12 protein-coding genes are annotated in these 12,084 nt (G+C 42.4%); 8 read left to right on the forward strand and 4 right to left on the reverse strand.

Features of this window, described 5'->3' with window-relative positions:
* The 8 genes from L0951_RS11965 to L0951_RS12000 form a co-directional block, all read left to right on the forward strand.
* Nucleotides 1–133, forward strand: a 133-nt coding sequence (locus L0951_RS11965; RefSeq protein WP_234111553.1) for a tyrosine-type recombinase/integrase, incomplete at its 5' end; no start/stop codon positions are given.
* Nucleotides 134–923: 790 nt separating this feature from the next.
* Nucleotides 924–2,102: a DUF6694 family lipoprotein gene (locus L0951_RS11970; RefSeq protein WP_234111493.1), complete on the forward strand. Its 1,179-nt coding sequence runs from the start codon at nucleotides 924–926 to the stop codon at nucleotides 2,100–2,102.
* Between the two features lies 1 nt (nucleotide 2,103).
* Nucleotides 2,104–2,640 carry an adenine phosphoribosyltransferase gene (locus L0951_RS11975; RefSeq protein WP_234111494.1) on the forward strand — a complete coding sequence of 179 codons (537 nt, stop codon included), beginning with the start codon at nucleotides 2,104–2,106 and terminating at the stop codon, nucleotides 2,638–2,640.
* A 106-nt stretch (nucleotides 2,641–2,746) separates the two neighbouring features.
* Nucleotides 2,747–3,457, forward strand: coding sequence for a tetratricopeptide repeat protein (locus tag L0951_RS11980; protein WP_234111495.1), 711 nt, complete (start codon nucleotides 2,747–2,749; stop codon nucleotides 3,455–3,457).
* Between the two features lie 112 nt (nucleotides 3,458–3,569).
* Nucleotides 3,570–4,085 (forward strand): 6,7-dimethyl-8-ribityllumazine synthase, encoded by a 516-nt coding sequence (gene ribH, locus L0951_RS11985; protein ID WP_234111496.1) that lies wholly within the window; start codon nucleotides 3,570–3,572, stop codon nucleotides 4,083–4,085.
* A 120-nt stretch (nucleotides 4,086–4,205) separates the two neighbouring features.
* Nucleotides 4,206–5,036, forward strand: coding sequence for a phosphatase PAP2 family protein (locus L0951_RS11990; protein WP_234111497.1), 831 nt, complete (start codon nucleotides 4,206–4,208; stop codon nucleotides 5,034–5,036).
* Entirely contained in the window at nucleotides 5,023–6,543 is a 1,521-nt protein-coding gene (gene eptA, locus L0951_RS11995; protein WP_234111498.1) for a phosphoethanolamine--lipid A transferase EptA, read from the forward strand. The genes L0951_RS11990 and eptA overlap by 14 nt, the downstream gene beginning before the upstream one ends.
* Nucleotides 6,544–6,687: 144 nt before the next feature.
* Nucleotides 6,688–7,542 carry a neutral zinc metallopeptidase gene (locus L0951_RS12000; RefSeq protein ID WP_234111499.1) on the forward strand — a complete coding sequence of 285 codons (855 nt, stop codon included), beginning with the start codon at nucleotides 6,688–6,690 and terminating at the stop codon, nucleotides 7,540–7,542.
* Nucleotides 7,543–7,751: 209 nt separating this feature from the next.
* Here L0951_RS12000 and L0951_RS12005 read toward each other — a convergent pair whose 3' ends face one another.
* The 4 genes from L0951_RS12005 to pruA form a co-directional block, all read right to left on the reverse strand.
* Entirely contained in the window at nucleotides 7,752–8,537 is a 786-nt protein-coding gene (locus tag L0951_RS12005) for a hypothetical protein (RefSeq protein WP_234111500.1), read from the reverse strand.
* A 481-nt stretch (nucleotides 8,538–9,018) separates the two neighbouring features.
* Nucleotides 9,019–9,261, reverse strand: a complete 243-nt coding sequence (locus L0951_RS12010; RefSeq protein WP_234111501.1) for a YtxH domain-containing protein — start codon at nucleotides 9,259–9,261, stop codon at nucleotides 9,019–9,021.
* A gap of 197 nt (nucleotides 9,262–9,458) precedes the next feature.
* Nucleotides 9,459–10,193 carry a carbonic anhydrase family protein gene (locus L0951_RS12015; protein WP_234111502.1) on the reverse strand — a complete coding sequence of 245 codons (735 nt, stop codon included), beginning with the start codon at nucleotides 10,191–10,193 and terminating at the stop codon, nucleotides 9,459–9,461.
* 201 nt (nucleotides 10,194–10,394) lie between these two features.
* On the reverse strand, nucleotides 10,395–12,020 hold the full coding sequence (pruA, locus tag L0951_RS12020; protein ID WP_234111503.1) for an L-glutamate gamma-semialdehyde dehydrogenase: 1,626 nt from the start codon (nucleotides 12,018–12,020) through the stop codon (nucleotides 10,395–10,397).
* Nucleotides 12,021–12,084 lie beyond the last annotated feature (64 nt).

The following is a 12,084-nucleotide window of genomic DNA, read 5'->3' on the forward strand; positions in this document are numbered from 1 at the left end:
GCTGGAAACGGGTACCGATATCCGCTTTATACAGGAACTCTTAGGCCATCACTCCATCAAAACAACACAGATCTACACTCATGTAACGGATGTTTCCAAATCGAAAATCAAAAGTCCGCTGGATTCTTTGTAAAAATTTGCCGCACCGGTCCTTCGGAAAAAAAGAAAGCTTGGTTATTACCTGCAGTTTTTTTTCAGAATATCAATGTTGTTGTTTCAAGGCAGGCTCCTCCCACCCCTAAGAATAGCCCCTTGTAGTTTATGCCGACTTTCCCCGCCGGATATTCGGTAAACCCCTATGAGACATTGCCGGTTTCAGTGTGTTGTTGTTATTGTAAAGTGTGTTTTTTGTGATAACATTAGCTGAAGAACTTTCTGAAGATGATTTTAATATGATAAATTGTGGAAGTTACAGGGATTTTTTGGACGGATTGTAGCTTACTCCATATCCTGTAATAAATTCGATGAGGTCTTGGAAGTTAGCGACATTTTTTGCGTGTCCTGTTTTGTAGGTGGATTTCATAATATGTTTTTTGGTGATTATGAAATCGAAATTGGATGTATCAGGTGAGTACATCACGTATGGTTTATAGAATGCGAACGGGAGAATATGATTTTAAAGCTTATCCAAGTTATTGATGGAAGCCGTTTCAAAACAAAATTTTGAAGCGGTTTTTTATTTAATATTTACTTTAATTATGTATTTTTTGACAAAATCAATCATGACCATAATATGCCTGAGGTGAAATTTAAAACCGTCTACGGCAGTTCCATTTTGGCAGGAGCTATTTTCCCCAATATGCAGAAGGTTTTCGGAGGTTCTTTAAGAATGATTTAAAAGAAGTGGAAAACAAATAAACCCCCATGATATTTTCCCGTCATTATCCCGGTATTTTTTTTAAATTTGTCTAAATCTCCTCAAAATGAAAAAAATCCTGCTTTTATTGTTTGTAGGCTTCCTGATCACAGGTTGCAAAAAAGACAAGGTGGATGCCACAGATCCCAAAAGCTTTCAGTCCAGTATCAACGATATGGCTTCCAGCCTCACCACTCTGCAGCAGGTGAAGTTCAATGAAGCACTTTATATCCTGAAAACTTTCGGGGTGGATGCAGATGGTGATCTGAATGAGATCAAAGCATTGGGAAAACTGATCAACGGGATGAAGGTGCCGGGAATTCTGGCACTTGCCGACCAGGTGGCCCGGAAAAACGGAATCGAATGGACGAGCACAGGTCCGCCTTCATTGGGCGAAATGAATATTTTTGGGAGTGAAGACGCAAAGGTAACCGATCCAAACGATATTTCCGCAAACGGCTTGAGTATTGATGTTCAGCCCGTTGCTACCGACCATATTCTGGGTGCGCAATCCCTGCAGATTATTCCGCGGTTGGTTGATAATTCGGGAAACAATATCCGTTTTGAAGGAGCCGCACTGGAAACGGTGCTGGATGTTTTCAGCGGTGGAAATAAAGTCCTGACCTCAAAAAACCTCATGCTCGACAACAGTTTCAAAGGCTTTAATCTGAGGTTTGCTTCACTGCCTGCTCAAAAAATCATCGACGGTAAAATCGACATCACAGTTTCAGTAAAAACAACGAAGAAGACTTTTAAAATGTCTAAAATAGGAGTAGAGGTGAATCCGAAAGCACTCCTGATGCCGGCCGGAAATCCCGCTGATAATCCCACCAATCCGGATCCGAATGATCCGAACCAGATCCCGCTGGAATCGGTGGATCCCAATGAAACTGCCGGAAGCACCACCGGAACCGCTCCGCAGAAATCCAATGCAGACCCGAAAGCAACCGTTTCAAAGTTTCTCGGCAGTCTGGGTTCGCAAAACCTGCGCGGCGCTTACGAAGTTTCAGACAATCCCAACTGGGGATCTTATGAAAATTTCTCGAATCCGACATCCGGATTCGGTGCGGTGAAAAACATCTCGGTGAAGAATATCACCACCAACAGCACCTCCGCCAATTCCGCTAGTGTCAACGCAACCTATGAAGTGACCGATAAAGAAGGCAGAACTACCGCTTTACTGGTGACTTTCGGATTGAAAAATGCAAACGGCGAATGGAAAATATCCAGCTATAAAATCAATTAGAATGACAAATCCCGAACTGGTTCAAAAATTAGAAAAAACCATCCAGAACATCCCTGATTTCCCACAACCCGGAATTCAGTTCAAAGACATCACCCCGATTTTTCTGGATCCGAAACTTTATGAGGAAGTCATCAAGGATCTCGCAGACTTCAGTCGTGGAAAAATAGATGCGGTATGCGGAATCGAAAGCAGGGGTTACCTTTTCGGAATCGCGATCGCCGTGGCTTTGGAAGTGCCCTTTATCCTGATCAGAAAAGCAGGGAAATTGCCGCCACCTTTCGTAGGTGAGAAATACGACCTGGAATACGGTACGGCTGAAATCGAAATGCGGACCGGCCAGTTAAAACCCGGACAGAGAGTGCTGATCCATGACGATCTGTTGGCCACGGGCGGAACCACCGAAGCAGCCGCAAAATTGATTGAAAAGCAGGGCGGCGAAGTAGCTCAGTTCAGTTTCCTCATCGCATTGAAGGATTTGCACGGAACCGAAAGACTGAAGCAGTTTGATGCTGAAGTTCACCAGATTTTGGAGTATTGATGAGGTAAATTCTGCTGATGAAGGTAATTTTTCCAAACCACAGGCAATAAATTTTGTATATCCCTCAAAAACAATTAAATTTGCACTCAATTTTTTTAACGACATTATGGCAAAAAATTTAAGAAGACCGAGCAAAAAGGAAATGGAAGGTAAGGAAACCGTGGAGGTTTTCAAAGGGCTGGATAAAACCGCGCTCGATGCAGAACAGTTTTTGGAGAATCACGCCAAAACTTTGATCGGAATCTTCGTAGGTTTGGTTTTGATCGTTTTGGTATATTTCGCATTCCAGCAGTTCTACGTGCTACCAAGAAACAATGAGGCAACAATGGGTTATCTGGCTGCCCAGAAAAATTTGGCAGACGGAAAAGAAGATTTGGCACTCGGTGGAAAAACCGCTGCAAATCCAGGTTATCTAGGGACTTACAACGAATACTCCGGGACTCAGGTAGGAAAACTTTCTGCTTATAATGCAGGTCTTTTGAAATTTAAGGAGGGGAAATTCCAGGAAGCCTATGATTTACTCGATAAATTTTCCTCTGACAACAAAACTTTGATGGCGCTGAAATACGGAGCGATGGCAGACTGTCAATCCAATCTGAACAGGAACGAAGATGCACTTTCATTGCTGGATAAGGCAACCAAGGCATCAGAAGATCCATATACTTCTTACTATTTTACCAGGAAAGCCGGAATCTTCGCTTTGGCATTAAAGAAAAACACCGAAGCAAAAAAATACTTCTCCACCATCGACGAAAAATATCAGGATTATGACAACGGAATGTCCGATGCCTATATTGAAATGGTGAAATACTATTAATCCCAAAAGTTTTATACAGGTTTTTGGCTTGAAACCTCTTTGCGGAAAGACAGATGTAAGATCTGAAACCTGCCGGTCGGCAGACAGGCCTTAAACTTCAAACAAAATAGGTATGGCAACAGTAAATCTTTCAGATTACCAACCATTGGAAATAAATGATGCCGGTTCTTTCAGGATCGGTATCGTTGTTTCAGAATGGAATGATTTCGTGACCTTCAACCTGCGTGACGGCGCCCTTGAAACCCTGATCAGAGAAGGCGTACAAGAAGAAAACATCAGAATTTTTGACGTTCCGGGAGCGTTTGAGCTGAATTATGCATCCATGCAGCTTTGCAAAGAACGTCAATATGATGCGGTTATTGCGATCGGTTGTGTGATCCGTGGCGAGACTCCACATTTTGAATATGTGTGTTCTGCCGTTGCCCAGGGAATCAAAGACTGCAATATTCTGACCGATACCCCCACCATTTTCTGCCTGTTGACAGATGACCATAAGGAGCAGTCTATCGCGAGAAGCGGTGGAACATTGGGAAACAAAGGGGTGGAAGCCGCAGTGACCGCTTTGAAGATGATTGATTTCAAACGGAAACTTTCGCGGAAGAAAGGAAATATCGGTTTCGGAAAATAATTTCCGCGCCAAATATTTTTCCTGTATTTTTACGCGGATTATTTTGCTTGAATGCCGCAATGGATTTAGAAAAGTGAATGCTTTCAAGTGTTTTTGTCTTAGAAAAAAGTGCTGTTCCTCATGATGAATTTCCAGGTTGCCAGAAATTTTGCTCAGCTCAAACCGGTACTGTTGGTTTTGCCGGTGGTTTTGCTTTCGGTGATTGCTTTATTTTTGCTTTCTCAGAATGCGTTAAGCACCCATGGTTACGTTGAAATCCAGAAACCCTTTTTCTACGCAATCAATTCGCGCTTATCCGAATTTCCCAATGTGATGAACAATCTCACCTATGTGGGAGATGCTATGGTTTTTCTTTCTATGATGGGGGTTTTCATCGTCATTGCTCCAAAGATCTGGGAAGCTGCGGTTCCGGCCGCCCTCTTTTCATTGGTGTTTTCAAAGCTTTTCAAAAGTCTTTTCTCCGTTCCCCGACCTGCCGGGATTTTAGATCAGGACAGTTTCCACATCATCGGGAAAACCCTCGTAGGCTATTCCAGCCTGCCTTCCGGACATTCGATTACCGTTTTCACCTTTATCACGGTCTTGATGTATGGATTTATGCCTAAAAATTTGGGAAAGAAGATTTTATGGTTTGCTTTCATGGTCTGTACCGGACTTTTCGTGGCATTCACCCGGGTGGGAGTCGGCGCGCATTATCCGCTCGATGTGGTTTCCGGAAGTATTATCGGTTATATCTGTGGTTTGCTGGGAATTTTCACGATGCGGAAATGTAACCTTTTTGGTTGGTTGGGCCAGAAGAAATGGTTTCCTTTTTTAATACTCGCTTTTCTGGTTTGCGTGGTTGTGTTCATCACGAAGATCCGCACAGAGAATCTGCCGGTTTTTTATGTGGCCATCGTCGGATTGGTGGTATCGCTTTATAAAATGATTAAAGTCTATGTTCAAAAATAGCATTTCCATCACCCGATTCTCTTTGATTCTGGGTGCGATGAACTTTTTGTTTTTTCATGAGCCATTCTTCAAATTTGTCCTGACGAATTTGGATTACAAGAGTTTCAACGGTATTCTGGCCATTGGGAGTCTGATGATCCTGATGCTGGTTTTGAATGCATGGGTTTTCTATCTTTTTCTTTCGATTTCTAAATATTTGGGAAAATTCCTGCTGGTTTTAACCTTTATCCTTTCCGCTTTGTCGGTCTATTTTGTCAATACTTATGGCGTCATCATCGATGAAAGCATGATTGGGAATGTCTTCAATACCGATCAGAATGAGGCGGGGAGTTTTTTCTCGTTCAAAATGGTTCTGTATGTGCTGCTGTTTGGGATTCTTCCAGGCATTTATATCATTAAGGCTACAATAAGGAAGGATCCTGTCAGAAAATTTTTCATCAAAAGCGGACTGGTCCTATTGTTTGCATTGATCATGGCTTTTGTGAACGCTGCGAACTGGTTGTGGATTGACAAAAATTCCAAATCCCTCGGCGGACTTGCGATGCCATGGTCTTATTCGGTGAACACTGCGCTTTTTTTCATTCATGATGCCCAAAAGAATAAGAAAGAAATCCTATTGCCGGATGCTGCTTTTAAAGACCACAAAAAGGCGGTGGTGGTTTTGGTCATCGGGGAATCTGCCCGTTCCGAAAACTTTTCGCTGTACGGCTATCAAAAAAACACGAACCCTTTACTTTCGAAAACCCCCAATGTTTTTCATTTTAATGCCACCTCTTGCGCAACCTATACCACGGCAGGCGTAAAATGTATTTTGGAACACCGGGACACCGGAGATCTGTATGAAATCCTGCCGAACTACCTGAACCGGAATAAAGTAGATGTAGTATGGCGAACTACGAATTGGGGCGAACCGCCCGTACATATTCCGAATTACCAAACCTCCGAAATGTTGGCAAAGAACTGCAAAGGCGGAGATTGTGGGTATGATCAGATTCTGGTCAATGGACTGAAAGATCAGATTTTGTCGAGCAAAAGTGATAAAGTTCTGATTGTTTTGCACACCAGTACCAGTCACGGTCCCACTTACAGCAAAAAATATCCGCAAAGATTTGAGGTTTTCAAACCGGTATGCAACAGTGTGGAACTGGGAAAATGCAGCAGGGAAGAACTGATCAATGCGTATGACAATACCATCGTTTACACAGATTACCTTTTGCACAACATCATTGAGGATTTGAAACAACTGAAGGATTATGACAGTTCCATGATTTTTGTTTCAGACCATGGCGAGTCTTTGGGCGAAAAAAACCTGTACATGCACGGAGTCCCGATGAGTATTGCACCAAAAGAGCAGTATGAAATTCCATTCATTGTCTGGGTTTCCGATCATTCTAAAACTCTGAAACCGGAGAAATCCTTAACGCAGCACCATGTTTTTCACAGTGTTTTGAACTTCCTGGGAATATCAAGTCCGGTGTATGACGAGAAGATGAATATCTTTAAATAGCCGACTTTCACGTTTCTATTGCAGAATTACAGATTTTCCCATGGTTGACCCGATGGGAATTTTCATTTTTAGCGGATCAAAAATTGGCGGGAGAATTGCAGTTGATTTTTGTAAATTTACTTTTCCTTAATAAAATTTAAATCTATGAAATGGACCAACGATAGAAGTGACAACGTGGATGACCGACGCGGAAACGGTGGAGGAGGCGGACTATTAGTCGGTGGTGGACTGGGAACGCTGATCATTGCGGCAATAGTGTTTTTTCTGGGCGGCGATCCCTCCGCGATTTTAAATTCCGGCATCGGATCTTCCGCACCCACGGAGCAGAGAAGTCTGACAGCGGATGAATTGAAAGTCCGCGACTTCGTGTCGATGGTCACTGCCGAAACCGAACAGACCTGGGGAAAAATCTTCCAGGAAAACGGCATGCAATACCGCGCCCCGAAAGTAGTGATGTTTGAATCGGTGACCCAATCCGGTTGTGGAACTGCGCAGGCAGCGATGGGACCTTTTTACTGTCCTGCAGATCAAACCGTTTATATGGATATGAGCTTCTTCAGAGAGCTGGAGCAGCGATTTGGGGCGAAAGTGACGGAGTTTTCCATTGCGTATGTGATGGCGCACGAAATCGGGCACCACGTGCAGACACTTTTGGGTACAACAGGAAAAGTGGACCAATTGCGGGCAAGTGGAAAATATTCTGAATCCGAAATGAACAGGGTTTCTGTGGCGACCGAACTTCAGGCGGATTTCTATGCCGGAGTTTGGGCGAGGCAAACCGACAATCGGGAACATATTCTGGAGCCGGGAGATATTGAATCTGCGATATCTGCGGCGGAAGCGGTGGGTGATGACAATATCCAGCGCCGTTCGCAAGGTTATGTAAACCAGGAAGGTTTCACACACGGCAGTTCAGCGCAACGGAAAGAATGGTTTATGAAAGGGTACAATACCGGAGATATTCGGCAGGGTGATACTTTCAATGCACTTTTGAGGTAATTGGAATTCCGGTTTCTTTTCAGGAATTTTGTAGCAGAGCTATTGTTTTAGTGGTCAATATTCAGGGTTTTCTAAATCTTTCAAGAAAAGGTTTACTGAATTGTGATTAACCCTCTTAAGTTTCTAACAGATGGACCGCTCAATCTCTTGAGCGGTCCAGGTAGATTTTAATCTTTGTTTACTTCGGTTTTTTAGCGAACAGCCGAATATTATTTGTTGTATTCGAAGGTTACACTAAAGGTGGTTGAAGGAGACGAGCTTGAGGTAGATGACGTTGTTCTCTTCGTTGGATAACTATTTGAATTGTAAGTATAATTCATGGTTCTGCTACTGCTGTAAGTGCTTGTACCCCATACTTGCGACATATTGCTTTTAGTCAGATTGCTTTGGCTGATTTCCGCATCACTTGAATCAAAGAGCATGGCTTTGGTAAAGCCTTTGATATTTCGATAGGGGCTGTTTTTGTCATCATACGTGTAGGTATAAGTGGTGGTGCCACTACTAGAAGATGTTGAAATTAACTTATTTAACTTTCCATTTGAAAGAAATGCTTCATAATTAGCATAATTATAAGTGATCCCTCCTGTAGGATTTGTAGTATAACCTATAATTCTTGAATATTTGACGTAATTGTCATTCACGTATTCATAATTAATGGTAAAAGTATAAGTATGTGGGGAGTAACTTTCTGTCACTTTTTGTGAGGTTAATTTCCCATTGGCATAAGAATACTCCTCTATCGAATTGATTTTGCCGTCAACATATCGAACTGATTTTGAAAGGTCTTCACCAGTGTACGTATATTCTATTTTTTCACTTCCGTCAGAATCTTCTGCTTTTACAATTTTATCCCCACTGTAAGTAAAATTCATGCTCCCCGCGGTACTCCCATCAGCTGCGAGATAATTAATTTTTGTAACCAGAACGGGGGTCGTGTCTGGTGGAGTCCCTTCATCATTGGTTCTTGAACAACCGATAATCAGGATTGATGCCAAAAAAAAGGCTAGTTTGTTTTTCATAAAAATCAAATTTAGCTGCGCAAGATAACGAAATCAATCATAAAACCTTCTGTTTTTTGTTTTTATTACTGTTTTTCCAGGTAAATTAAATGTTATCATCACATCAAATGAAAAGCACTATTTCGATAAGCCTTTCAGAACATCGCTATTTTGCCACATGCTGATTCATGATCTCTGATGATTTGCTTTGCTTCATTTCATGCGGAAGGATGGAGTTTTTTCTAATGTCATTTTGGCTGTAACCTTAATTCTTTGCCATAAATGTAGTTAAGTGATACGACAAAATTTGAAGAGTTATTTTTTTGACGGAAAGATTTCTAGCATCGAAAATTCGTAAAGCACATGAACTTTGCAGATTCATTAAATATCTTTTTTTGCGGGACTTTCTGTGGATGCAAAAAGAAACCGCTCCATCAATAGATGCAGCGGCTTCCAAACTATATGAATATAAAATTTCTTAACTCTGATTGACGGAGTCTTCTACGGAGGTTTTGGTATGATCCATTTTCTCCTGAACCTGCTGTGCGACTTCGCTGGCCTTGTTTTTCAGGTCATTTCCCCATTTGTTGAAGTTGTCTTTAGCGGTGTTGATTTTGTCTTTTACCGCTTGTTGCTCTTCAGGAGTGGAGTTTTTGTATTTCCACCACGCCAATGCGCCCAATCCCAGCAAAGCCAATAATCCGTTTCTTTTAGTGCTCATAATTTTTTAAGTTTTAAGTTATTTTCAAAAATTGAATTGATAATGAACTGATTGTAAAAAGCGTGCCATAAAAAGGGATTGGCATATAAAGTTTTGTTAAAATCCTGTTCTTCTTTGAAAAAGGGACAAGTTGCTGAAAAGACAGATTATCTCTCCACCAAATTCTGTTTGGCATATCAGGTTTTTGAATGCAGATTCTATCTGTCCTCCAAAAAATCTACTTTTCCATTTTGGAGATGATACATGGCACCCACAATCCTGATTTCTCCGCGAGCCTCCATTTCTTTCAGAATCGGACTGTTTTTACGGATTTCAGACATGGCCAAAGCAACATTGGAATGGCTGACTTTCTCTACGAAAGCAGGGTTTGAAGAATTTGTTTCTCCCTGAAAACCGGTCCTGGATGAATGGACTGCAGGAGTAATCTTCTGAAGCAGCTCTGAAATATTTCCCAATTTCACATCATCAATTGCTGATTTCAGTGCACCACAACTTTCATGGCCCAAAACAACGACTACCTTGGAACCTGCTACCTTGCAGGCATATTCCATACTCGCCAAAATATCGGTATTGACAATGTTTCCCGCAACTCTTGCCACAAAAACATCGCCAATCCCGCGGTGAAAAACATCTTCTACCGGAACCCGGGAATCGATGCAGGAAAGGATGATTGCTTCCGGATATTGTCCGTTGATGGCGGCTTTGATGCGGTCTGGAGTATTTCTTGTTGAAAGCCGGTTATTGACAAATTCCGCGTTTCCTTGTTTCAGGATTCCAATCACATCGTCCGGGGTCAGTTTTGACTGCTCTTTTTTGGTCAGCACCTGATTGCTTTTGGCGTGGGAAAGTTCTGTACGGACTGATGGTGTTCCCGCACATGAAGCCATCAGACAGATTGCTGCCCACGAAATGGTAAAACTCTTGATTTTCATTTTAATCAGTTTTTTTGGTTAAACAGTAATGGAGTAAATCTAAGGAAATATGTTGAAGATTCGAAATGTGGACTGAAAATAATTGATCGGGCAGTGATAGTGATCTCGTTTTGCGGTGGAGGGATTTTAATCGGTAAAAAACAGAAACCCGCAGAAATTTCTTCCGCGGGTTGGGCTGTATTTTATTTGAATACTGTTTCTTTATCCCAGAAACGGGTATCTGTAATCTTTCGGACTTACAAAAGTTTCCTTGATCGAACGAACAGAAACCCAACGAAGTAGGTTCATTTTCGAACCTGCTTTGTCATTGGTCCCTGAAGCCCTTGCTCCGCCAAAAGGTTGCTGGCCAACAACTGCTCCTGTAGGTTTGTCGTTGATATAGAAATTTCCGGCTGCATTTTCCAAAGCGTGGTAGGCTTCATCAATCGCGTAGCGGTCTTTAGCAAAAATGGATCCCGTCAATGAATACGGCGAAGTCTCATCGACCAGTTTCAAGGTTTCTGCCCACTTTTTGTCCTCATAAACATAAACAGTTAAAATCGGTCCGAAAATCTCTTCACACATGGATGAATATTGCGGATTCGAAGTTTCGATGACGGTGGGCTCCACAAACCACCCTTTTTGGTCATCGCATTTTCCACCAAACAGAACTTTTGCTTCTTTTGATTTTTTTGCGGCTTCGATGTAGGATTTACATTTGTCAAAAGATTGCTGGTGAATCACCGCATTCACAAAATTGGAAGGATCTTCCGGAGAACCCATTTTGATGGATTTCAGTTGATCGCCCATGATTTTCTGAACCTCTTTCCAAAGGGATTTTGGAATATAAGCTCGGGAAGCCGCGGAACATTTCTGACCTTGATATTCAAAAGCGCCTCTCACCAATGCCGTTGCAACCTCTGCTGCATCTGCACTCGGATGCACCATCACGAAGTCTTTTCCGCCGGTTTCACCCACGATTCTCGGGTAGGTTTTGTATTGATGGATATGATCACCGATCATTTTCCACATTCCCTGAAAGACAGAAGTAGATCCTGTAAAATGAAGTCCAGCAAAATCAGGATGGGAAAGTACCTTTTTCGCAGTTTCTGCACCCGGCGTGTAAATCAGGTTGATCACGCCGTCTGGAAGACCTGCTTCCTTGAAGATTTCCATAATGACCTGCGCTGAATAAACCTGCGAATGAGACGGTTTCCAAACCACCACATTTCCCATCATCGCCATACAGCTCGGCAAATTTCCGGCAATGGCCGTGAAGTTGAACGGAGTCACTGCAAAACAGAAACCTTCCAACGGACGGTATTCTGCTCTGTTCCAAATTCCATCAGTTGAAATCGGTTGCTCCGCATACAGTTCAGTCATGAATTCCACGTTAAAACGAAGAAAGTCGATAAATTCACATGCGGCGTCAATTTCGGCCTGCATCACATTTTTTCCCTGACCAATCATGGTCGCTGCGTTTAAGCGGTCTCTGTAAGGTCCTGCCAGCAATTCGGCGGCTTTCAGGAAAATAGAGGCACGCTGTTCCCAACCCAAAGCAGCCCACTGTTTTTTGGCAGCCAGAGCCGCATCAATCGCGGCTTCCACATGACTCATATCTCCCGCATAGTAAAATCCAAGATCGTGTTGGTGGTCCTGTGGCGATTGAATGGGCGTTTTCGTTTTGGTTTTCACTTCTTTTCCTCCGATGTACATGGGGATTTCCACTTTTTTCTTCCACATTTTTTTGTAAGTGGAGATCAGTGATTTCACATCGGCAGATCCTGGTTCGTAACTTCTTACGGGTTCGTTCACCGCGTAAGGAACCTGTGAAATAGCTTTCGACATATTTTTAATTTTTATTGATTTTTTGTGAATGATACAAAGTTACGGCAATTGTGGGAAAGTGACA

Source organism: Chryseobacterium sp. R2A-55, assembly GCF_021401085.1.
Classification (GTDB): Bacteria; Bacteroidota; Bacteroidia; order Flavobacteriales; family Weeksellaceae; genus Kaistella.